At 50.3% G+C, this 23,107-nt stretch carries 26 protein-coding genes; 23 read left to right on the top strand and 3 right to left on the bottom strand.

Translation table 11 applies throughout. From position 1 onward, the window contains the following. The first annotated feature begins 10 nt into the window (after positions 1-10). The 7 genes from PAT3040_RS34500 (at position 11) to PAT3040_RS34470 (ending at position 7,145) form a co-directional block, all read left to right on the top strand. Entirely contained in the window at positions 11-514 is a 504-nt protein-coding gene (locus PAT3040_RS34500) for a spore maturation protein (RefSeq protein WP_373271262.1), read from the top strand. A 67-nt stretch (positions 515-581) separates the two neighbouring features. Beyond that, positions 582-1,325, top strand: coding sequence for a pseudouridine synthase (locus PAT3040_RS34495; RefSeq protein ID WP_087567039.1), 744 nt, complete (start codon positions 582-584; stop codon positions 1,323-1,325). Positions 1,326-1,415: 90 nt separating this feature from the next. Next, positions 1,416-1,955, top strand: a complete 540-nt coding sequence (locus tag PAT3040_RS34490; RefSeq protein ID WP_087567038.1) for a redoxin domain-containing protein — start codon at positions 1,416-1,418, stop codon at positions 1,953-1,955. A gap of 12 nt (positions 1,956-1,967) precedes the next feature. Further along, the gene (gene resB, locus PAT3040_RS34485; protein ID WP_108996198.1) at positions 1,968-3,641 is read left to right on the top strand and encodes a cytochrome c biogenesis protein ResB; all 1,674 of its coding nucleotides are present in this window, start codon (positions 1,968-1,970) and stop codon (positions 3,639-3,641) included. Further along, positions 3,638-4,897, top strand: coding sequence for a cytochrome c biogenesis protein CcsA (gene ccsA / locus PAT3040_RS34480; RefSeq protein ID WP_108996197.1), 1,260 nt, complete (start codon positions 3,638-3,640; stop codon positions 4,895-4,897). Before resB ends, ccsA begins: the two co-directional genes overlap by 4 nt. Before the next feature lie 26 nt (positions 4,898-4,923). Then, positions 4,924-5,640 (top strand): response regulator transcription factor, encoded by a 717-nt coding sequence (locus tag PAT3040_RS34475; protein WP_087567035.1) that lies wholly within the window; start codon positions 4,924-4,926, stop codon positions 5,638-5,640. After that, on the top strand, positions 5,640-7,145 hold the full coding sequence (locus tag PAT3040_RS34470) for a HAMP domain-containing sensor histidine kinase (protein ID WP_108996196.1): 1,506 nt from the start codon (positions 5,640-5,642) through the stop codon (positions 7,143-7,145). The genes PAT3040_RS34475 and PAT3040_RS34470 overlap by 1 nt, the downstream gene beginning before the upstream one ends. A gap of 155 nt (positions 7,146-7,300) precedes the next feature. Here PAT3040_RS34470 and serA read toward each other — a convergent pair whose 3' ends face one another. Then, entirely contained in the window at positions 7,301-8,893 is a 1,593-nt protein-coding gene (gene serA, locus PAT3040_RS34465; protein ID WP_108996195.1) for a phosphoglycerate dehydrogenase, read from the bottom strand. A gap of 221 nt (positions 8,894-9,114) precedes the next feature. Then, positions 9,115-10,038 carry a hypothetical protein gene (locus PAT3040_RS34460; RefSeq protein WP_108996194.1) on the bottom strand — a complete coding sequence of 308 codons (924 nt, stop codon included), beginning with the start codon at positions 10,036-10,038 and terminating at the stop codon, positions 9,115-9,117. Between the two features lie 98 nt (positions 10,039-10,136). On the opposite strand from PAT3040_RS34460, the gene PAT3040_RS34455 reads away from it, so the two are divergent. Both PAT3040_RS34455 and PAT3040_RS34450 read left to right on the top strand, forming a co-directional pair. After that, positions 10,137-10,733, top strand: a complete 597-nt coding sequence (locus PAT3040_RS34455; RefSeq protein WP_087567031.1) for a CPBP family intramembrane glutamic endopeptidase — start codon at positions 10,137-10,139, stop codon at positions 10,731-10,733. Continuing rightward, on the top strand, positions 10,730-10,969 hold the full coding sequence (locus tag PAT3040_RS34450; protein ID WP_087567030.1) for a hypothetical protein: 240 nt from the start codon (positions 10,730-10,732) through the stop codon (positions 10,967-10,969). Before PAT3040_RS34455 ends, PAT3040_RS34450 begins: the two co-directional genes overlap by 4 nt. Here PAT3040_RS34450 and PAT3040_RS34445 read toward each other — a convergent pair. Next, a complete protein-coding gene (locus PAT3040_RS34445) occupies positions 10,959-11,810 on the bottom strand; it encodes a polysaccharide deacetylase family protein (RefSeq protein ID WP_108996193.1) in 852 nt (283 codons plus the stop codon). The genes PAT3040_RS34450 and PAT3040_RS34445 overlap by 11 nt on opposite strands. Before the next feature lie 184 nt (positions 11,811-11,994). On the opposite strand from PAT3040_RS34445, the gene PAT3040_RS34440 reads away from it, so the two are divergent. From PAT3040_RS34440 to PAT3040_RS34380, 14 genes are all read left to right on the top strand, one after another. Then, a complete protein-coding gene (locus tag PAT3040_RS34440) occupies positions 11,995-12,321 on the top strand; it encodes a hypothetical protein (RefSeq protein WP_108996192.1) in 327 nt (108 codons plus the stop codon). A gap of 223 nt (positions 12,322-12,544) precedes the next feature. Next, positions 12,545-13,156 (top strand): genetic competence negative regulator, encoded by a 612-nt coding sequence (locus PAT3040_RS34435; RefSeq protein ID WP_087567027.1) that lies wholly within the window; start codon positions 12,545-12,547, stop codon positions 13,154-13,156. Positions 13,157-13,340: 184 nt separating this feature from the next. After that, the gene (locus tag PAT3040_RS34430; RefSeq protein ID WP_108996191.1) at positions 13,341-14,576 is read left to right on the top strand and encodes a Glu/Leu/Phe/Val family dehydrogenase; all 1,236 of its coding nucleotides are present in this window, start codon (positions 13,341-13,343) and stop codon (positions 14,574-14,576) included. 16 nt (positions 14,577-14,592) lie between these two features. Continuing rightward, complete coding sequence (prsW, locus tag PAT3040_RS34425; RefSeq protein WP_087567025.1) at positions 14,593-15,291, top strand: glutamic-type intramembrane protease PrsW; 699 nt, start codon at positions 14,593-14,595, stop codon at positions 15,289-15,291. A gap of 62 nt (positions 15,292-15,353) precedes the next feature. Beyond that, positions 15,354-15,512, top strand: a complete 159-nt coding sequence (locus PAT3040_RS37825) for a hypothetical protein (protein ID WP_179215430.1) — start codon at positions 15,354-15,356, stop codon at positions 15,510-15,512. 305 nt (positions 15,513-15,817) lie between these two features. Beyond that, positions 15,818-17,173, top strand: coding sequence for a germination protein YpeB (ypeB, locus tag PAT3040_RS34420; RefSeq protein WP_108996190.1), 1,356 nt, complete (start codon positions 15,818-15,820; stop codon positions 17,171-17,173). A 297-nt stretch (positions 17,174-17,470) separates the two neighbouring features. Then, entirely contained in the window at positions 17,471-18,127 is a 657-nt protein-coding gene (locus PAT3040_RS34415) for a flagellar brake protein (RefSeq protein WP_087567023.1), read from the top strand. Between the two features lie 57 nt (positions 18,128-18,184). After that, on the top strand, positions 18,185-18,382 hold the full coding sequence (locus PAT3040_RS34410) for a hypothetical protein (RefSeq protein WP_108996189.1): 198 nt from the start codon (positions 18,185-18,187) through the stop codon (positions 18,380-18,382). A gap of 138 nt (positions 18,383-18,520) precedes the next feature. Next, positions 18,521-19,219, top strand: coding sequence for a (d)CMP kinase (gene cmk / locus PAT3040_RS34405; protein ID WP_108996188.1), 699 nt, complete (start codon positions 18,521-18,523; stop codon positions 19,217-19,219). 3 nt (positions 19,220-19,222) lie between these two features. Then, on the top strand, positions 19,223-19,798 hold the full coding sequence (locus PAT3040_RS34400) for a lysophospholipid acyltransferase family protein (protein WP_087567020.1): 576 nt from the start codon (positions 19,223-19,225) through the stop codon (positions 19,796-19,798). Between the two features lie 80 nt (positions 19,799-19,878). After that, a complete protein-coding gene (gene rpsA / locus PAT3040_RS34395) occupies positions 19,879-21,129 on the top strand; it encodes a 30S ribosomal protein S1 (RefSeq protein ID WP_087567019.1) in 1,251 nt (416 codons plus the stop codon). Positions 21,130-21,245: 116 nt separating this feature from the next. Further along, on the top strand, positions 21,246-21,890 hold the full coding sequence (locus PAT3040_RS34390; RefSeq protein ID WP_087567018.1) for a YphA family membrane protein: 645 nt from the start codon (positions 21,246-21,248) through the stop codon (positions 21,888-21,890). Between the two features lie 4 nt (positions 21,891-21,894). Further along, the gene (locus PAT3040_RS34385) at positions 21,895-22,812 is read left to right on the top strand and encodes a YIEGIA family protein (RefSeq protein ID WP_087567017.1); all 918 of its coding nucleotides are present in this window, start codon (positions 21,895-21,897) and stop codon (positions 22,810-22,812) included. After that, positions 22,796-22,984, top strand: a complete 189-nt coding sequence (locus tag PAT3040_RS34380) for a capping complex subunit for YIEGIA (protein ID WP_507763386.1) — start codon at positions 22,796-22,798, stop codon at positions 22,982-22,984. Before PAT3040_RS34385 ends, PAT3040_RS34380 begins: the two co-directional genes overlap by 17 nt. The last annotated feature ends 123 nt before the right edge of the window (positions 22,985-23,107 follow it).

The raw sequence follows: 23,107 nt of genomic DNA, 5'->3' as shown, positions 1-23,107 counted from the left end.
GTCCATATGGATGATTCCCGCCATTATCGTATTTATTCCGCTATATGCGGCGCTTCGCAAACGTATCCCTGTCTATGAGACATTTGTCGATGGGGCCAAGGACGGCTTCGGAACGGCAATAGCCATCATTCCTCATCTTGTTGGCATGATGGTCGCGATCAGTATGTTTCGGGCTTCAGGCGCGATGGAGCTTATGCTTTCTGCCGTTCGTCCATTATTCGATATGGCTGGCGTACCGAGCGAGGTATTGCCTTTGGGTTTGCTCCGCCCGCTTACGGGAGCAGGTTCACTCGCGTTTACGGCAGACCTCATTGCTACACATGGTCCGGACTCCATGATCGGCAGAATAGCGTCTACGATTCAAGGCAGCACGGACACGACTCTGTATGTCCTGACGGTTTATTTCGGAGCCGTTGCGGTTCGCCGCACGAAGTATGCGCTTAAGGTGGGATTGTTTTCAGATGCGGTCGGTTTTTTTGCGGCCATTCTAATCTGCCTGTATCTGTTCGGCTAATCATAATTAAGTACGAAGCTTGTACTTTGCTCCCGTAATCGTTATGATGGTGAGTGAGGTGAAAGCATTGGAACGTTTACAAAAAATATTGGCCCAAGCAGGCATTGCTTCCCGGAGAAAGTGCGAGGAGCTCATATTATCCGGCGCGGTTGAGGTGAACGGCGAAAAAGTGACGACATTAGGCGTCAAGGCCGATCCTGCCGTTGATAGCATCGTCGTTAACGGCAAGCCGATCAAAGGCGAAAAGAAGATTTATTTGATGATGAACAAAATGAAAGGCGTCATTACGAGCGCCAAGGATCCTCAAGGCCGCAAGACGGTGACCGACTTCCTGCCCGGCATCAAGGAACGAGTCTATCCTGTCGGCCGGCTGGATTACGATACGGAAGGTTTGCTGCTGCTTACGAACGACGGCGAGTTCGCGAATTTGCTGACCCACCCTAAGCATCATGTGCCTAAGACGTATCATGCCACAGTTAAGGGCGTGCCGCACGGTACCGCATTGGAGCAGCTTCAGAAGGGAATTAAGCTGGAGGACGGCATGACAGCGCCAGCGGAAGTCGAATACCATGATGTCGACACCGAGAAGAACGAAGCGACGATCACCATTACGATCTATGAGGGACGCAATCGTCAGGTGCGCAGAATGTTTGAAGCTATCAATCATAAAGTCATTCGGCTCAGACGCGTCCGTTTCGGCGAGTTGACGCTCCAAACGCTTGGTCGAGGCAAGTATCGGCACTTAACGCCGAAAGAGATCGAAGAACTTAAAACAGCGGCGATGAAGACACATAAAGTTCATAAAAAGTAAACGACGGCGGCGGTAATTGCCGTCGACTTTTCGTTATAATGAAATGTAGTCCTGGACTCAAGAACTCGCAATTGGTGGTGATTATACATAATGGCAAAGACAAAAAAATCGCGGAAAATGATGCAAGTCGTTATTCTCGCCGCTGTTCTGATCGTCGGGGGATACGCAATCGGCACGACGTTGTTTGCGGAGCGGGGAAGCGGGTTCCTGAAACCGGGAGAACGACCTCCCGAATTCTCACTTGCCAATATGGAAGGCGGTGTAACCTCTCTGTCGGATTATGCCGGCAAGCCCGTCGTTATCAACTTCTGGGGTACATTCTGCGAGCCCTGCGTAAAGGAGATGCCGGAGTTCGAGCGTCAATACAAGAAGTGGCAGGATAAGGATTTGACGATTCTGGCCATCAATCTTAGCGAAGATACGCTTACGGTCAAAAACTTCCTGAACCGCTTCAATCTATCCTATCCCATCTTGAGGGACGAAGCCCGGAAGACGGAACGGAACTTTGCCCTGCGGCAATATCCGACGACGTTCTTTGTAAAGGCGGATGGCACATTGATGGAAGCTGTGGTCGGCGGTATGACCGAAGAAGATATCGACAAGCGCATCGTGCGTTTGCTGCAATTGTAGGAGGTCACCTTAGTGTTAGTACCCGAAAATACCAAATGCGAATGCGGACACCATAATTCTGTCGGAACCGTATTGTGCGAATACTGCGGCAAGCCATTGCATCAGGATCTCCAGAAATCCGATGAACCTCTCGAGATGCGCTACGACGGCGTGGCGAGACGATCGCAGAAGAGCAATCCTTCTTACATCGACAGAGTCTGGAACTTCTTCTCGTCAGTCAAAATCGCGATCTATTTGATCGTCATCACATTTCTGACTGCCATGCTGGGGACGATCTATCCGCAGGAAAGCTCGTTCATCAACAACTTCGACCCATCTACCTACTATCGAGAAACGTATGGAACGATGGGTCATCTTTATTATGTACTGGGCTTGTCCCATACGTACGAGAGCTGGTGGTTCATCGGTCTGCTCGTTATGATCGGGACATCGCTGGTCATTTGCAGCCTGGATCGTGTATTGCCCCTGTATCGTGCGCTTAATAAGCAGCAGATCCGCAAACATCATCAATTCCTGCTTCGGCAAAAGGCTGTCTACAAGGGCACTTTGAACCAGGACGCGGCAGAGTGGGTATCGCAATACGGCGATGCGCTTAAAAAGAAGGGTTACCGAATTCACCGTGAGGAATCAGGCACCGCGCTGCTTGCGGAAAAGAACCGCTTTAGCCGCTGGGGACCGTACATTAACCATATCGGACTCATTCTCTTTCTGCTGGCTATCGTTGCCAGAGCCATTCCAGGCTGGCAGATGGATGCCTATATTACGATTCCGGATGGCGATACGGTTCAGATCAAGGATACGAATTATTACGTCAAGAACGAGAAGTTCAACGTAGAATTCTATGCGGACGACGAGCTTCCCGAGCAGCTGCAAGGCAAAGCGCGCGCCAAGAAGTATCTGACTGAGGCGGTTATGTACAAATGCGTAAGCGATTGCGGAAATCCGCTCAAGGAACCTGTGCTGGAGGAAGTGAAGCGGCATGACATCATCGTCAACAGTCCGCTCTCGCACGACGGCATCAAGCTTTTCCAATTCGACTTCAATCTTAACCCGCGGCTTAACGCGGTAAATCCCGTTCTGGAGGACAAGACGACCGGAGAGATTTATGGTCCGTTCTATCTTCCCATGAAGGATGCGGAGCTTCATTACGAGCTTGGTCCGTTTACGCTGGATCTTTATGCGAATTATATGGAGTTCGCGCTTGGGAGTGATGGCAAACCAACGACTTTATCAAGAGACCCCAACGCTCCCGCGTTTGTCTTTACAGTCAAAGGCCCCGGGTTACATCCGGATGGCGAGCCTTACATCTACTTCCCGATGCAGAAGGACAAGGTGCGCTTCGCCCAGGATACCATCAACCGGGACTTGGCGGAGCGGATCGAGATTCGGGTGGACGGGATGGAGAACGTTGACTTCTCCGAAGCAACGACGGTTCTGAATGTGCGGGTGGACCGCGCGGTTCCTTATTTGTGGGTCGGAGCGGTATTCTCCATGCTGGGTCTCATAATGGGCTCTTACTGGCAGCATCGCAGAATCTGGCTGCGAGTGGACGGAGCAGAGGTCGTGCTTGGCGCCCACACGAATAAGAACTGGTTCGGCATGCGCTCGGACGTAGCTTTTGGTTTGAAGAAAACGGGAATCGAAGTCGATCCCAAGTCGCTAGATAACGGGGGGAAAAACGCGTGAGTTACGTCGAGTTCAGCAGTGACGCCTTTTTGGTTGCCTTTTTCTTGTATTGCTTTGCATTTATGTTTTATGTCATCGCGTTTGCGGGTAAGAAGTGGAGCAATCGCGATCCGATCGCTCATCAAAGGCGCTGGGGACGTATCGCTTTTATTGTATCCAGCACGGGACTGGCCTCGCATCTGGCCTTCTTCTTTACAAGATGGATCGGGAGCGGACAAATACCGACCAGTAATATGTACGAGTTCATGACATTCCTTGCAATGTCCATCATGATCGCCTATACCATTGTGTACGCGATTTACCGCAAGCCGCTTCTGGGCGTATTTGCTCTTCCGCTAACGATTATCATCGTTGCATACGCGGCAGTGTTTCCACAGGAAGTGCAACCGCTCATTCCGGCGCTTGATTCCATCTGGCTTAAGGTGCACGTAACGACAGCCGCGCTTGGCGAAGCCTTTTTTGCAGTAGGCTTTGCGGCGGGGCTTATGTACCTGCTGCGCGTTATCGATTATAATGACAAGACGAAAAACGGCCGCAGAGCTCAGTTCTGGCTGGAATTCACGTTGTATTCCATCATCGTGATCGTCGGCTTTATAATAGCGGTATTCGCGTTCCGCGGCGCAGGTTACGAAGCCGAATTCACACAGGAGAAAGTCATTATTGACAGCAGAGGCGTGCAGACGGAAACGACGTCGAACGTACATTATACGCTGCCGCCTATCTTTAAGCCGTATAACAGCGAGATTGTATCCGTGCAGCCGTTCCTTGGTGTAGATAAGCCGTTGTTTGAAGCTCCGTCCTGGATGAACGGCATTAATGCAGGCCGAAAACTTAACACGGTCGTATGGTCAATCATCGCAGGTACCCTGATTTATGGATTGCTGAGACTGGCATTCCGCAAACCGCTCGGTGCCGTCATTCATCCAATGATGGAAGGAATCGATCCGGAGGATCTTGACGAGATCAGCTATCGCGCGATTGCTATCGGTTTCCCTGTATTCACCCTTGGCGCGCTCATCTTTGCGATGATATGGGCGGAGATAGCCTGGGGCCGATTTTGGGGCTGGGATCCCAAGGAAGTTTGGGCGCTTATTACTTGGTTGTTCTACAGCGCTTATCTCCACTTCCGGTTATCTAGAGGCTGGCAAGGCCTGCGTTCCTCGTGGCTGGCGGTTATCGGCTTCGTAATTGTATTATTTACGCTCATCGGCGTTAACTTAATCATCGCGGGATTACATTCGTATTCTGGCGTATAGACGTCTCAAGATAAGGAGCTGTACCGATGTCTGATTATGGAAATCGTATACTGGTTGTGGACGATGAAGAGAGAATTCGCAGACTTCTCAAAATGTATCTGGAGAAAGAAGGGTATTCCATCGATGAAGCGGAGGATGGCGAGACCGCTCTGAGACTTGCATCGAGTTCTGATTACGCGCTTATTTTGCTTGATGTCATGCTGCCTGGCATTGATGGCGTCGAGGTTTGCGCCAGACTTCGTCAGATCAAGGCGACGCCGGTCATCATGTTGACGGCGAAGGGCGAAGAGATGAACCGCGTGCAAGGCTTCGAGGTAGGAGCAGACGACTATGTCGTGAAGCCATTTAGCCCGCGTGAGGTTATTTATCGCGTAAAGGCTATCTTGCGCCGTTCTTCCGCGACGGCCTTCTTATCGAAGGAATTGAATACGAGCAATAATATCGTATTCCCCAATTTGGTCATCGAGCATGATGCCCATCGCGTAACGGCGGGCGGGCAAGAAGTCAGTCTGACACCGAAGGAATATGAGCTGCTCCACTATTTGGCCGTATCTCCGGATAAGGTGTTCTCACGCGAAGAGCTGTTGAAGGATGTATGGAACTACGAGTTTTTCGGTGATCTGCGGACAGTCGACACCCATGTGAAACGTCTCCGCGAGAAGCTGAATAAGGTATCTCCCGATGCAGCGGCGATGATTACGACGGTATGGGGAGTCGGCTACAAGCTAGAGGTTCCCAAGTAATGAAGCTCTGGCGCAAGCTCGCTCAACTCTTATGGCATAGCGTCGTGGGTAAGCTATGGGCGACCATTATGCTGCTAGTTGCGGTCGTTTTGATTATCCTGGGCGTGTTCCTGCTGCAGTATATCGATATTTTCTTCGATAAGGATGCGCACAATATTAAAGTGCTGTTTGTCATAACGGCGATCATCGGCTTTCTATTGTCGACGTTCTTTGCTTTCTTTTTGTCATCGAAGATTCAACAGCCGCTTCTGCAACTGAAAAACGCAGCCGATTCCGTATCTCAAGGCGATTATACGACGCGCGTCCATATTCACTCGTCAGATGAGATTGGACAGCTTGCCAACACGTTTAATCATATGACGGAACAGATCGACAAGCTGATCGGCGACCTCAATCACGAAAAAAATCATTTGACAAGCATACTTCGAAGCATGGGAGACTCCGTCATCACCTTCGATGCGGATGGCGAGGTTATCCTGGCGAACCCAAGCGGACATCTGCTTCTGAGTCAGTGGTCCAGTCTTGAAAGAGGCTGGGATGATGAAGGCGGCCAGGAAGGGAAAGCGTCGTTTAAGGGCATACCTGCACCGCTTAGAGGATTATTCCATGAAGTGGTCAAGGAGGGACGGGATGCGACGGACAAAATTCATGTCCATAGCACCGTTTGGTCCGTCGTGATGGCGCCTTTGCAATCCAACGGCGTCATAAGAGGAGCCGTAGCCGTTATTCGCAACGTAACAGAAGAGCATAAACTGGATAAGCTCCGTCGTGATTTTGTCGCCAACATTTCGCATGAAATCCGCACTCCGTTATCCATGCTACAGGGTTATAGCGAAGCGCTGCTGGATGATATCGTGGTGGAGGAAGAAGAGCGGAAGGAGCTTGTGCAAGTCATCTACGACGAGTCGCTGCGTATGGGCAGGCTAGTGAACGATTTTCTCGATATTGCGAGAATGGAAGCCGGACATGTCGACATGAATTATCAGAAGATTGACTTGAAGGGCATGCTGCGACGGGTTCATCGCAAGTTCCAGGTCTATGCGAAGGAAAGGGAAGTTGCTCTTCATGCTGCTTTTTCCGAAGAACCTCTAGTCATCATGCAAGGCGACGAAGACCGATTGGAGCAAGTGTTGACCAATCTGTTGGATAATGCTCTCCGACATACGCCGGCTGGCAAGTCGATTACCATTGACGGCGAACGTCTTAACGTAAACGGCAAAGCCTACATCCAGCTTAAGATTAAGGATGAAGGGCAAGGCATACCGCAAGAGGATTTGCCTTTTATATTCGAGCGGTTCTACAAAGCCGACAAAGCAAGAAAACGGGGCTCCTCAGGCGGGACTGGATTGGGGCTTGCCATCGTCAAAAACTTCATTGATCTGCATCACGGACAAATCGTCGTTGACAGTCTTGCGGGTAACGGCACCACCTTCACGCTGCTGCTTCCGGTGGAGAAGCAGGAAGGAAACGTCGCACACGCCGCTAACCGTCAAATTTTGCATTAAAACAACAAAGCGCTCCCGCGAGGGAGCGCTTATTTTGTTGAAGGGAACCGATAAATCTTGTTGTTCGTGGAACAATGGAGAGCAGGGCCCTATTTAAATATCGACATACATCTCGAGTTACTTCGTAATCAAAATTGGACTTTTTGAACAACCTTTTAAGGTAGCTTGATCTCTTTTGCCGTGTTGAGCTCAGGCATGCTTGTCAGCTGGGTTAATACGTCTTTCGGAGTTTCTTTGTCTACGCGAAGGACCATGATGGCCGAACCGCCAACGAGCTGTCGACCTACCTGCATGGTGGCGATGTTTACGTCGTTATTGCCCAGAAGCGTGCCGACGCGGCCGATAATGCCCGGTTTGTCGTTGTGCGAGATCAGAATCAGATTACCTTCCGGCGTAACGTCGACCGGATATTTGTCGATCTGAACGATACGCGGTCCGTATCCTGTCAGCAGCGTTCCGGCAACGACATGTTCTTCCTTTTTTGTGCGTAGAGCAACGGTTACAAGGTTCGTAAAGTCCTTCGACGCATGCGACTTCTGAATAACGATATTTACATCGCGTTGCTTAGCCAGATGCATGGAATTTACGACGTTAACCTGGTCGGCGCCGAGATGGTGGGCAAGAACTCCGCGAACAATGTAACGAGTGAGCGGTTGAGTATCCAGCTCTGCAAGCTCGCCGGAGTAGCTGACAACAACCTCTTGCACTCCGCCTTCAGTGGACTGTGCAATAAAGCTTCCCAGCTTCTCGCCAAGCGTGAAGTAAGGCTGCAGCTTGCTCTGAAGGTTCGCCGGAATCGGAGGCATGTTTACGGCATTCATAAACGGCTCGTCTCTAAGGATATGAAGAACCTGCTCGGATACGTCGATCGCCACGTTTTCTTGTGCTTCCACAGTAGACGCGCCAAGATGCGGCGTAACGATGATCTTTGGATGTTTAAGGAACGGATGGTCTTCTGCAGGAGGTTCGACCTCGAACACGTCAAATGCCGCGCCCGCAACGATACCTGCGTCGATCGCATCTACCAAGGCGATCTCGTCGATGATGCCGCCGCGCGCGCAGTTTACGATACGCATGCCGGGCTTCATGACGGCAAATTGAGCTTTGCCGATCATATGGCGAGTCTCGGCAGTCAACGGCGTATGCACAGTCATAAAATCAGCCTGGCGTACGATTTCATCTACGCTGGCAAGCTTGATGCCAAGCTTCTCTGCGCGCTCTTCTGTCATGAACGGGTCATATCCCATGATCTCCATGCCGAATGCTTTGGCGCGTTTGGCAACCTCGCTGCCGATACGGCCCATGCCAAGCACGCCAAGCGTCTTGCCGCGAAGCTCGACGCCGAGAAACGACTTGCGGTCCCAAGTGCCGTTAACGGTCTTCATGTAGGCTTGCGGAATGTGGCGGGCTACTGCCATCATCATGGCGAAGGTATGCTCGCACGTCGTGATCGTGTTGCCGTCTGGAGCGTTAATAACGATGATACCGCGTTGTGTAGCTGCTTCGAGATCGATATTGTCGACGCCTACGCCAGCGCGTCCGACGACTTTGAGCTTCTTGCCGGCTTCCATAATTTTGGCGGTAACGCGTGTCTGGCTTCTGACGAGCAGAGCGTCGTAATCGCCGATAATCGCACATAATTCATCTTCGTTTAAACCAGGATTCTTGTCGACGACGACGTCAGTCGCGTCAACCAGCTGTTGGATCCCAAGATCGCTGATTGGATCGGATACGAGCACTTTGTACATGTGAAACATGCCTCCTAGAATGTGCAAAGCATAAAAGCTTCGCTTAAGTATGAACAGAAAAACCCTCGTCCCGCTTCGATGCGTCAGCGAGTCGAGAGTTCAATCTACGAACGAATCAGACTTTACTATTTTATAGCATCACAGTGGACAAAATCAATCCTCAAACTTGCTCATTTATGAAAATTTCGATATGATTCAAGCAAAGTCCGCGTTATTCGACATTATGGCGCCGATGGCAAGAAAAAAGGAAGCTGCGGCAAAAGCTGATTCGGGTAAAGCCGATTAAAGCTTTTCGTGAAATCTCCGCTGCGTACCGCATCCGTGCTTAACAGCAAGTCGATAACCGCAGAAGCCGTCTGAAGTTTCATCTTGGAAGCTTGTCCGGAAGTGATGAAGTCGTCCACTCGCGCCGTCATGTCTTGCGGGTAAAACGGCTTGAGCTGATTGTATTCCTTCAAGTATTGGGCGACAACACCGTTCTTCGCCGTTAAGGGCAAGGCTGACCATTCCTTCATGCTGAGTACCTGCTGCTTAGGGAGCTCGCCGGGGATGTCGCTGTCAATGGTTGCGGCCCACAGCTGCATGGCTGCATAATAATGGGACTGTGCGTCTAGAGTTTCTTTGACGGCGGTCTTATAGCTGGTCTCGTTGGCAATCGCGGCATAAAGCTTATCGCCTGATTCTTTTTTGGCCAGGCTCGCTCCGGCGGACGCAGCTTTGGCGAACTGCTTCAAGCTGCGAATATAGGCGACCTGCGCATCGCCCAGTCGAATCGATTTGCCCATATCATACGAGCTGGCTTCTTGGGATTTGCGTTCTGCGAGCTTGGACAGATTGCTCATAACGTCGCCGAAGTCATCGCTTTGACCCTGCGACAGCTTGCTCATAGCGTTAAGCCATTCGTTCTGAAATTCACGGTAGGGCGAAAATACGGTATGATAGAAGGAAACCAGATCCTGTTGCTGATAAGGATTGCCATCTGTTCTGGAAGCTTGTGCTTCCTCCAGACGTTTGGCTTCATAGCCGGCTTCGACTTTGTCCATGCCGATTTGCACGCCGTAAAAGAAAGCTCCGACCGCGCATACAAGCATGAATACAAATCCTACGCTAAAAATCATTGCCGAGTTCGTTAATCGTTTCTCCATGGTACGACTCCTTCTATGTATGTAAGTAAGTACAAACGATATAAATGCGGGTTCCAATCCGAAGAATTGAACCTTGTATAATGGACAGGCGGGTTTGCATGAAAAAAAAATTTGATATCCGGAAAATCAAAATCCGTAAGGTCAAAGTTGACGAAATCGATGACCGTATGCTACTTATTAATTTGTACGCGACGCAAGTGCTTACTCTTATTATCGGAATCATATGGCTATTATTTCAGCATCAAAATTTATTAGCTGTAATGGCTCCTCCAAGGTCGTTAGACGCCGTATGGTGGGGGCTGGGGTTGGCAGCTGCCGTTGTGGCCATTGACCTGCTTATCTCCCGCTGGGTCCCGGAAGACGCTTCCGACGACGGAGGCGTCAACGACCGTATATTCCGCTCAAGGGCCGTCTGGCATATCGCCGTCATCTCGCTGGTCGTCGCAATCTGCGAGGAACTGTTGTTCCGCGGCGCGATTCAGCACGCGATCGGTCCTTATTGGACAAGCATCGTATTCGCCGCCATACATGTACGCTACCTTCGACACTGGATTCCGACAGGGCTCGTTTTTTCCATCAGCTATGGCCTCGGCTTTATCTATGAGGAGAGCGGAACGTTATGGGCGCCGATCATCGCTCACTTCGCCATCGATTTCATCATGGGCCTTATTATTCGCTTCAGGAGGGAGTCATGAGTAGGAAAGAACGCCACAGCCGGAGCTCCGGCTCAAGGAAGGGCCGGCTATCGGAAGGAACATCCGGAAGCTTGGGATCTGCCAACGAAGAGGGAGGAGCAAAGCTGCCTCCCAGACGCAAGAAGTTTCCTTCCAGCCTCCATAAATTAAACAAATGGTATTATAATTTGTTGTTCGTCTTGTTCCTGGGACTGGTCATTTTTCTTTTCTGGTACGGAAACAAGTTCAGTTCGTAGTCTCGATTGCTGCTGGATCGATGAAGCTGTAACCTTCGTTCTTTAGTTTCGTCAACAGCTCATCCAGCGCATCTGCCGTCCATTGCAATTCGTGCATAAGAATATTGGCTCCGGGATGCAGTTGTTCCATTACATTTGCAATGACAACCTCCGGTTTGTTCTTGGCCGACTTATCCCAATCCAATGAGCCGTTAGACCACGTCATGTAGAGCATGCCGTGGTTTTTGGCTATGTTCTTGACGGAATCGCCTCCGGATCCGTAGGGCGGGCGGAAGAAACGCGGCTTGATGCCGACAAGCGCTTCTACATCCTTTTGTACCGACGAGAGCTGTTCCTCGACAATCTCCTCGGATTCCTTCTTTAAATCAATATGATCGTAAGAATGGTTGCCGATCGTCTGCCCCCTCTCGTGAATGAGCTTAAGCAGATCCGGGTTTTGCTTTACCCGATACCCGTTAACAAAGAAGATCGCTTTCGCCCCGTGACGGTCCAGCGAATCCAGCATACTCGTCAACACCTCCGTATCTTTTGGTCCATCGTCGAAGGTTAGCAATACAGCCTTGTCGGTTGCTCCGTCATCTATAGGCTCGAAACGATATGTTTTTGTATTCATGCGATACTGCATAGGAGTCTGGCTGGCTTCCTCCGGAGTTGCGGTTGGCTCGGGCGAAGGCGCAGCAGTCTGTTGAGGCTCAGAAGTCGACGTCTGTATGGGGGCCGATGCGGCCTCGGAGGTTTCCGTTTGAACGGGCGTCTGCACCTGACTGCCGTCGGGGCTGCTGCATCCTGATAGTTGAACGGCGAGCAGCAAAGCTATTGTCACTGTCCATCGTAGGTTCATTGTTTCCGATACACCTCCTGCATGCCATTGTATTATTGTGTCTATTTCTGTCGATTCGACAACATTGTAACATAATTAGCGCCTCGAGACCGAACGCATTTCCTTTATTTATACCGAATGTTCCCGATCCTTGGCGGTCACACTACAATTGAACGACGAACCACGAAAGAGGTGAACGGTCCTTATGAAATTAAGCGGATTATTATTAGGCGGCATAGTGGGCGCTGCAGCTACGATGTATGTATCGCGCAAGAGGCCAGATATGGCAGCCCGGGCATCCGGCGCAGTAGCGGATATGTGCGCCGCCGCCGCCGGCAAAGCGTTCTCCATGATGGCTGGAAGGGCGCGCATGAATTCCGAGGCGATGAAGTCAGCCCCAAAGCCTTCCGCCGATACCGCCGCAACCTCCGCCGCCGCATGGGAACGCATTGAATCGTTTATTGAAAGCGACCCATCGGTCAAGCGCGAAGTAGACAAGATCAAGGCGGAAAAGTCGGCTGTAGCACATTAATACTTTAGTGAAATTAACCGGGAAGCCGAAAACAGCCGTTCCGCAGGGAACTTAATGCTGAATCGGCTTCTTTTTTTCGCCCATAATTAGTGCAAACGGCACTCAGACATGATAAAGTAAAGGCAGAGCATTATGAACAACCTCTTTATGAGTCCATTTTATTCACTCTTGACAAATTGATTCATAAGCTATTACGACAGACGTTACAGAGGAGGATCCTGTCATGAAAATCGAACGGCTTAGTCAGGACAAGATACGGATTTTCTTGACGTTCGACGACTTGCTTGAACGGGGGATCCATAAGGATGATATGTGGCGGGAACCTCCGAAGCTTCATGAGCTTTTCTTGGAGATGATGGAACAGGCGTATACCGAGCTGGGCTTCGATGCCAGCGGTCCACTAGCGGTTGAGGTGTTGGCCATGCCCGCACAGGGAATGGTAATCATCATTACTCGCGGGAAAGTGAACGAACAGCGCGGTGCTGCAGAAGAGGAAGATGAGTTGGAAGATGACATATACGATATGGAAGTGACCATGGAGCAGACGGATGTGGTGATGTACGCATTCCGCGATTTCGAAGATGTCATTGCGGCAGCGGCACAGCTTCAATCTTCTGGCCTAAGCGAAGGCGGCGTGTTGTACGCCTACAAGGGAAAGTACATTCTGGCCATCGATCCTGCAGAGTTGGAGCAGAATCGTTTCCACGCCGTTATTGCCTTGCTGGCGGAATACGGAGAAGCGACTTCCGTTACATTTGCGGTTTTGGAGGAATACGGCAAGACGATTATGCCCGAAAATGCCATTCGCGAAATATGCAGTCATTTCCTTTCATAATTCCTGCCGAGTACGTATCATCCAGCATGAATTCCAAAACCTGAAGAGCATCCGTATCCGATTTCGGCGGGATGTTCTTTTTTCGTCTTGACAATGCAGGTTCCAGCATACGATGCAGAATAGGGCTGCTTTGCCATGCTCATACTTAAAGAAAACTATGGCCGAAGAACAGGATGGGATAATGATGAACGATGTATTGCATTCGACTCAGGTTGTGATCGAGCAAGCTCTGCGCAGACTCGGATACGGCGATGACATGATAGAACTGCTGAAGGAGCCCATTCGACTATTGACTGTACGAATTCCCGTACGCATGGATGATGGGACGACGAAAGTGTTTACCGGGTACCGTTCTCAGCATAATGATGCCGTTGGTCCCACTAAAGGAGGCGTCCGCTTCCATCCGGCTGTTACGGAGAAGGAAGTCAAGGCGCTGTCCATTTGGATGAGTCTCAAATGCGGAATTGCCGACTTGCCGTATGGCGGCGGTAAAGGGGGAGTCATTTGCGATCCTCGGAAAATGTCATTCCGCGAATTGGAACGGCTTAGCCGGGGTTATGTGCGAGCCGTCAGCCAGATTGTAGGACCAACCAAGGATATTCCAGCCCCTGATGTCATGACGAATTCTCAGATTATGGCCTGGATGTTGGATGAATACAGCCGGATTCGGGAATTCGATTCGCCTGGCTTTATTACGGGCAAGCCTATCGTGCTGGGAGGCTCCAAAGGCAGGGAGACTGCGACAGCGCGGGGCGTCGTCATCATGATTCACGAAGCATTGCGTCTCAAGGGGATTCCGCTGGAAGGCGCCAGGATCGTCATTCAAGGGTTCGGCAACGCGGGAAGCTACCTTGCCAAATTCTTGCATGAGAGCGGCGCAGCAGTAATTGGTATTTCGGATGTCAATGGAGCGTTGTATAATAAAGAAGGACTGGATATTCCGCATCTGCTTGATCGGCGCGATTCCTTTGGCAATGTCACCAATCTGTTTCCGAAGACGATCACGAACGAGGAGCTGCTCGAGCTGCCATGCGACGTGCTCGTACCGGCAGCGATCGAGAATCAGATTACGGAGGCGAACGCAGCCCGAATCGGCGCCTCCATCATCGTCGAAGCAGCCAACGGCCCAACGACGCTGGAGGCTACGCGGATTGTAACGGAAAGGGGCATTTTGCTTGTTCCGGACGTGTTGGCAAGCGCCGGCGGGGTAATTGTTTCCTACTTCGAGTGGGTCCAGAACAATCAAGGTTATTATTGGGATGAATCCGAGATCGACAACAAGCTTAAGCTGATGATGATTCGCGGATTTGAGAACGTATACGAAATCCACCAGACTCGCAAGGTCGATATGCGGCTCGCTGCTTATATGTCAGGCGTCCGGAAGATGGCGGAAGCGGTTCGTTTCCGCGGGTGGGTGTAAAGAAAGCAGGGAAGTCATGCTGTTATTCTCCATATTGGCTGCCGCGATCGCGCCGGGCATCTCTCTCCTTACGTACTTGTACCTGAGGGACAAATACGAGGCGGAACCGATTCATATTGTCGTACGGATGTTCGTACTCGGCGTGCTGGTCGTTGTGCCGATCATGGTGGTACAGCGTGGATTGGAAATTTGGCTGGGCAACGGGACGTTTGTTGCTTCATTTATCCATTCCGCAGCAGTCGAGGAATTTCTGAAGTGGTTCATCCTGTACCACGTCATCTATAATCATACCGAATTCGACGAGCCATACGATGGCATTCTGTACGCGGCATCCATCTCGCTTGGTTTCGCCACGCTGGAGAATGTATTGTACGCGATCTATACGCCGTCATCATTCGGATCGTTGCTGGCCCGTGCCATGCTGCCGGTGTCGGGACATGCTCTGTTTGGCGTCATGATGGGCTATTATTTGGGCAAAGCCAAATTTGCGGGAACCCGCAAGAAGATGAAATTATTTCTTTCCATCTCGTTCGCGCTGCCATTCCTGCTTCACGGGTTTTATGATCTCATCCTCATGTCCGTGGAGCAGAACTGGATTTGGGTCATTGTGCCGTTTATGATCGGGCTCTGGGCATGGGGCCTGCACAAGATGAATTCCGCCAACGCGAAGTCGCCGTTCAGGCTTGTCACCAGAGAAGAAGAGGTTAAATCCTGACAGACTTGTCCATACTGTTGCTAAATATGAAGCAGTTCAAAAGTTAGCAGGAGGAAGCAGGCATGGAAGCAAGAGTGAAAGTGACGATTCGCTGCAATGTATGCGGCGAGAAATTCGTATTGCGGGGAAGAAGGGACAAGGATTTCATCGATACGGGTTTTAAGCAATGCATCTGCAACAACGCCGACGATCTCGACATCGAAGAACATCCGGGGTTTTGAAACGTCGAGTAAGCTTCGGAGTGCTACTTCTTGATCAAAAGCGGTTTTATTAACAACCTTAAAATGAAAGTTAAAAAAATCGCTTTTCAGCACCGAGAAGATTGGATGAAGCTAGAAAGTGAGTACCGGAGCGTAGCAGAGCTACGTGAGGAACGGAAGTTTCGGCTGAATGAAATATTCGACGTCGATTAAGCTCCGGAGGATTACTTCGTGATCAAAAGCGGTTTTTTTAACAACCTTGCATAAAGCTTCTTTTGGTAATCCAAACTATGGACAAGTTTGGCTACCCGAAAGGAGCTTTTTGCATGTATCGAAGACTTAGTTCCATTATGTTCCCCTTTGTTACGATTTTATTGATCGGCGCGGTGTATTGGGGGTATCAGGAGCATCAGGAGAAAAATTCAATTCTAATCAAAGCGGAGAATCAATATCAGCGGGCGTTCCACAATCTCGCGTTCCATATGGACAAGCTCCATGAGCAGCTCGGCAATACGCTGGCTGTCAACTCTACTTCAATGGGGTATCATCGGAAAGGCTTGATCAACGCCTGGAGATTGACGAGCCAGGCACAGAATGAGATCAGCCAGTTGCCGCTATCCTATCTTCCGTTTACGGAAGCAGAGGATTTTCTGTCGCATATCTCGAACTTCGCTTATAAGACGGCAGTTCGCGACTTGACCAAAAATCCATTGACGGACGAGGAATTCAAAACGCTCAAAGCGCTATATGACAAATCGAATGAAATATCCAAAGATCTGGATCATATGCAGGCGGATGTGCTGACCAATAATTTGCGTTGGATGGACGTCGAGGTTGCCATTGCGGCCGATCAGGGAAGCGGCGCTAACGTAATCGTCGACGGTCTCAGGTCCATGAACGAGAAGGTCGGAGCTTATCCAGAGCTGAACTGGGGGCCTTCCGTAAGCCACATGTACGAGAAACGGACCATCAAGATGTTAGGCGGCGAGTTCGTTAAGCCCGAGGATGTGAAGCGCAAAGCTGCAAAGTTCATGAAGGTTGACGAGGCTTCAGTCGAGGTGAGCGAAAATGGGCAAGGCTCGGAGTATGCTTCGTTCTCTGCTGTAGCGAATTTCGATGATGCTGGTAAAAAAGTCCAAATGGATTTTACGCAAAAGGGCGGTCAACTGTTATGGCTGATGAAAAACCGCGAGCTTGGTGCCAAAGCGATCAACTTCGAGCAAGCGAAAGCTTCCGCTGACAAATTCCTCGATGAGTTCGGCTTCAAAGGGATGAAGGCGGTAAGTTATGATATGTATGGGAATTCCGGAAGCTTTACGTATGTTGGCGTTCAGAACGGAGTGTTGATCTATCCCGAGAAGGTGACGGTGAAAGTAGCGCTCGACAATGGAGAAACGATGGGGCTGCAAGCCAACGATTATGTATATGAGCATCATACCCGCGAGCTTCCAAGTCCCATTATGACCAAAGAAGAAGCTCGAAAAGCGATCAACCCCAACTTGAAAGTAAAAAGCGAGCAGTTGGCTTTGATCGAGAACGAGATGGGCGAGGAAGTATTGTGCTATGAGTATACCGGCGCCATTAACGGCTCCATGTACAAAATTTATATCAATGCTCTAAACGGGATAGAGGAAACGATCGAGCAAATGACCATGGAAGACGAAAAAACGACAAAATCGTAGGTCGAACGGCGCAAATTTTGTAATAATGAAAGTTCAAAAAGTTCGGTTTTCAGCACCGAGAAGATTAAATAAAGGTAGAAACTGAGTAGCGGAGCGTAGTGGAAGCTACAGCAACTGCAATGTTTCCGGAGGAAACATACTTCGAAAGCATACGCTTAGTTTCGCCTGAATTTAATATTCGATGTCGAGTAGGCTTCCTGGCATACTTCGTGATCAAAAGCGGACTTTTTGAACTACCTCTTATAGCTCCCTTTATATCGACATGCTATAATGGCTGATATATGGGAGGGAAACAATTTGTTGCCAAAAGTTAACGGGATGTTATACTATCAGATCGCTTCTTCCGATGAGGCGGAGGCTGCTCAGGAATACCGCTCTAGAATTGCCGACGAGGACGAGAGCGGGCTTCTGATCGAATATCCGCTTAATGAGAAGTCGGGACGGTTGAAGAGATTGTTCCTTGGGGACGAGATGTCGGTTTATTTCCTGTCGCCCGAGGGCGTAAAACATTTTTTTGACTCGCATGTCATCGGTTTCAAGGAAGACGGCGCAGTGAGATTAGTCAAAATTCTTCGTCCCGATCCGGATAAAATGACGAAGGTGCAACGCAGAAGCTTCCTTCGGGTTCCCGCGGAGCTGGAACTTGCGGTCAAGGTCGGCAGTCACGAGCGTTTCCTATGCAGGACGGACGATGTTGGCGGCGGGGGCATCTCCTTTGTATGCGACGGAAAGCGGGGATTGCAAAGCGAGAACGTACTGGAGTGCTGGCTGCTTGTGCCGTACAAAAATGGCATGATTGAACATGTCTCCTTTACAGCGGAGGTCATCAGGGTCAACGTGCTGGAATCCGGCCGTAAGCAGGTCATGATCAAGTATCTCAGCATCAGCGACTCCGAACGTCAAAAAATTATCCGTTTCTGCTTCGAGAAGCAGCTGGAATATCGGAATCGATGAATAATAGAGTGACTACGTGGGAACATATCCTTAACACATAAAGTTGGAGATGTTCCCATGACACTAAAAAAACAGGTTAACGCCGTAACCCCGAAGCGGCTCGTCAACTGGCTCGACGTAGTCAGCCGGAGGCTGATTAAAGTCATCGTAATCTTGCTTGTCGCCCTTCTTTTGGCTCAGCTGGCCATCCAAAACGACTACATTAGACTCGTCCTGTCAAGCGCAGATCGGTGGGAAGGAACCCGCCTGAACTAGCGCTTCTCTTTTGCATATCGAGGCATAGTGTGGTATAATTTTCACGTTCGCAGGCAATGCCTGCTTTTTCTTTGAACGCCGGCCTTGGCCGGACTCGGAGAGGAGAGGCCGTCCTGTTTCAAAGGAGGTAGACCGCAAGTGGCGCAGCAAGATGGCGACAGCGACCGCATTAATATTGCGATTGACGGGCCGGCAGGCGCGGGCAAGAGCACGGTTGCCAGGTTGGTCGCCGGGCAATTAGGGTATGTGTACATCGATACCGGCGCGATGTACCGGGCCGTAACGTACAGCGCGCAGCGCTTGGCGATTGCGGCGAACGAGCAAGAGCAGCTGGGCAAGCTGATGAAAGACATCCGAATTCGGCTGGAACCCGGCGAGAGCGGGCAATCCGTTTTTGTAGACGACGAAGAAGTGACGGATAAGATTCGTTCCCTGGATGTGACAAGGCAGGTTTCGCATTTCGCAGCCAGCGGAATCGTCAGGGAAGTGCTGGGCCGCATGCAGCGGGAACTTGCGGAACGCAAGGGAGTCGTCATGGATGGCCGGGATATCGGATCTCATGTATTGCCTAATGCCGAGCTGAAAATTTTCCTTACCGCATCGGTAAGGGAACGTGCGAGCCGCAGGCACAGGGAATTGAGCGGCGTTGATGTTGTACCGTTAGAGCAACTGGAAGCCGAGATCGCGGAGCGGGACAGGCTGGATGCCAGCCGCGAGATTGCACCATTGATCCAAGCCTCCGATGCTATCGAGCTGGACAGCAGCGGAATGACGATCGACGAAGTTGTTGCAACCATCGTACGATTGAGCAGAACCAAATTGGCGGAGGCGAAGTAAACTATGTTATACCTCTTATTCCGCTTTTTGCTCCGAGTGCTGTATCGGCTGTTGTTCCGGTTGGAAGCCAGGGGATTGCATCATATCCCGAAGGATGGCCCCGTCATTCTCGCATCCAATCATATCAGCAATCTGGACCCGCCTACAATCGGCGTATTGGTGCCGCGCAAGGTTAACTTCATGGCGAAGGAAGAATTGTTTAAGGTGCCTGTGTTCGGACCCTTAATCCGTGCGTTCGGTGCTTTCCCGGTAAAACGCGGAGGCGTCAGCAAGGATGCAATCAAGTCGGCCATTACCTTGCTTAAGGAAGGCAACGTCCTCGGGATATTTCCGGAGGGATCGCGCAAGACGCCTGGCGCAGCAAAAAAAGGCGCGGCAATGATTGCCGTTCGAAGCGGGGCGACCATCGTTCCGGTTGCAATCGTTGGAGGCTATCGATTATTTCGCAAGACAAGGGTCTGTTACGGAGAGCCGCTTGATCTTACAGCTATCATTCACGAATCATCTCCGGATATGCTCGAGCAGGTAACGGATGCTGTCATGGAACGCATCGGCCAGCTCGCAGCACAGAATCGTTAAGATGTTTTAAATGCCGGTTGCCTGAGAGATCGGCGCCGGGTTTAAATAAAGTTGGGGTTAGAACTGAGGAGGTTATTTCAATGTCAGAAGAGATCAATGTGCAAGAAACCGTTGCGGAGGAAGTGAGCCAGGACGCAATGGATAATTTCGTTTCTTTGAAGAAAGGCGACTCCGTCAAGGGTACAATCGTCAAAATCGAAGATAACCAAGCTTACGTAAGCCTTGGATATAAATATGACGGTGTTATTCCGCTTCGCGAACTTTCTTCCGTACAACTTGAGAACGCAGGCGATGCGGTTCAAGTCGGTCAAGAAGTTGAACTGAAAGTCGTAAGCATCGACGACAACAAAGAAAGCCTTGTGTTGTCCAAGAAACTTGTGGATTCCGCTAAGGGCTGGGAAGAGATCCAAGCACGTTTCGAGAGCGGCGAGATCTTCGAAGTAACAGTTGCCGACGTGGTTAAAGGCGGACTTGTTGCGGACGTTGGCGTTCGCGGATTTATTCCTGCATCCATGGTTGAGCGTCACTTCGTCGAAGACTTCAGCGACTACAAAGGTCGTACGCTTCGCGTTAAAGTGAAGGAACTGGATCTTGAAAACAAAAAAGTGATTTTGTCCCAGAAGGAAGTATTGGACGCGGAATTCGAACAAAACAAACTGCAAATCATGAACAACCTTGAAGTGGGCCAAGAGCTTGAGGGTACGGTTCAACGCCTGACTCCGTTCGGCGCATTTGTAGATATCGGCGGCATCGACGGTCTTGTTCACGTATCCGAGCTGTCATGGCAGCATGTCGCTCATCCTAAGGATGTTGTATCCGAAGGACAATCGGTACGAGTCAAAGTACTTAAAGTAGATCCGTCCGCAGGCAAAATCAGCCTCAGCATCAAAGCGGCTCAACCAGGTCCTTGGGATTCCGCTGCAGGCCAATTCAACATTGGCGATATTGTAACGGGTACGGTTCGCCGTATCGTAACATTCGGCGCATTCGTTGAGATTGCTCCGGGCGTAGAAGGTCTGGTTCATATTTCCCAGATCGCTCACCGCCATGTTGCGACACCATTCGAGGTTCTTAAGGAAGGCCAAGAAGTGAAGGCGAAGGTTCTTGACTTCAATCCTGCCGAGAAGCGCGTATCCCTGAGCATCAAAGAAACGGAAGAGGCTCCTGAACAATCAGAAGCAGCTCCAAGACAAGATCGTGATCGCGGACCGCGCGCACCTCGTGCTCCTAAGATGGAAGAGATCAACAATCCTAACGTCAGCCTTAATAGCTCCAGCATGAGCTACTCCCTGGGCGAGCGCTTCGGCGACAAACTCAGCAAACTTAAGTAAAAATTGCGGCGTCATTTCAGTTCAATGACTTACCACTAGAAGAGGCTATTCCCGTTGCAAACGGGAATAGCCTCTTTGCTTTAGGTCATAATAGGGAATATAAGAGGTGAGAACTTATGATTCCCGGTTATGTTACCATCTGGTTAAGCGTAATCATCGTTATTTTATTTGCGACAGGGTGGAAGCCTTACTTGGCGCCTAGACTAGGAACGTTAGGTGTTATTGTGCTGGGGATAGCGGTTGCGATTGCCGCTTATACGGGGTACTGGTGGTCCCCATTTCCGGAGTCATTGCCTACGGTGCGAATTCATGTCATCATCGCTGTTTTGTTAGCAGGGAGTCTGCTAGCGCTGGCGAATAACGCCAATAAAGGACAGAGAAGTTATTTGATGTTGTGCGCACTCATGTTGTCGATTATTTGGGGTAGCATTCGAAGCCTGTACACGCATGATCCCGTATTGTACTGGCTGGAGCCGGCCTGGAATGCTTCGCTATTTTGCGGCTTGTTGTGCCCATTGTTCACACTCAATATCCGATATCAATGCGGAGCATTGTTATGGGGAAGCGTTCTGGGCGAAATCATATGCGCTTGGCTGGATCACGGAGTTTATAAGGCGGCTGTTGGTTCTATCCAATGGTGGGATTCATTGAGCATTGCCGCATCCGCAGCCTTTGGATGCTCGCTTGCTGTTTATGGCGTTAAGCGATCGGCAGCCATTATGGTCCGGACGATGAGCAGGCCGGGTAAAGGAGGAGAGTAAAGGCATGCTTTACTATATGGAACAGAATCGCCATTTAACGGGTGTGCTGTTGGGTATCGCATTCGGCATTATCGCCAGATTACTTATGCTGAAGACGGATTATCGGCAATACCCCACTTACCCTCACGGCAGAATTATCCATATCTCCTTAGGGGTAATCGCTGCAGCGCTTGGAGCGGTTGCTGTCCCGGCATTGTTTAACAAGGATTATACGGCGATCACTTTCCTGACGCTTGCTGCACAGCAATTTCGGGATGTCCGCAAGATGGAACGTGAGACGCTAACGAAGATCGATAGTATGGAGCTGGTCAGCAGAGGTTCTACTTATATAGAAGGAATAGCCATGGTTTTTGAAGGACGCAATTATTTGGTCATTATGTCGGCTCTCGTCACCAGCTTGTTCGCGATCTTGCTTAGTTTCTGGTATGGATTAGGAGCCGGAGTCCTGTCGCTTATCATTGTTATGAAACTGAAGTCGGGCCGCTCGATAGATCATATAGCAGGGGTCAAGATCGCTGCGGTTAAAATGGATGGTCCGGATCTCTTTGTGGACGATATCTACATCATGAATGTAGGCTTGAAGGAAAATCAGCAGATTATCGCGGAGCGGGGTATCGGATTTGTGCTGACGCCACGTAATCCCAACGCCAAGGTCACGTTGACCAATCTCGGCCAAAGACAAGCCATTCTGTATGATCTGGCGACTATACTAGGCGTCTACCGGGATGACGGTGAGCCGGCCCTCATTCCCATGGCGAAGCTGGATATGAAGGACGGCAGACTGGCGGTATTCCTCATCCCGCAAGATCGAGAGCGGGGCAAAGGTGTCGAGATCATTAAACGAGTGCCAATTATGGAATCGGCAGTACGCATGCCGACGGAAGCGCAAGTCAACCAGTTGGAGGGTGATTCCCATAGCTGAGATTATAGCCGTAGTATCGGTCAGAAGCGATGCCGTGGCGGGCGGAGCGCCGATCTTTATTGCACGGGATGAGACGGAACTGCAGGCAACGTCCTTTTTGCTGGAAAAAATTTTGGATGCGAGCGCACATGATTTAAAAAACGGCTCCATCATCCTGGTGAACCATCGGTAATATGAAATGTTAGCCAAGAGCGTACTTTTTTGCTATGATGAGTAACGTGAGAATTTTGACTTGTGAAACGATGCTTACGAAGTAAGTTTGCTTCGCAAACTTTTAAGGAGTTGAAAACCTACT

The sequence above is a fragment of the Paenibacillus agaridevorans genome, from assembly GCF_003112455.1.
Classification (GTDB): Bacteria; Bacillota; Bacilli; order Paenibacillales; family Paenibacillaceae; genus Pristimantibacillus; species Pristimantibacillus agaridevorans.
Note: the sequence above shows the minus strand (reverse complement) of the source record. Positions and strands in the feature narration are given on the sequence as shown.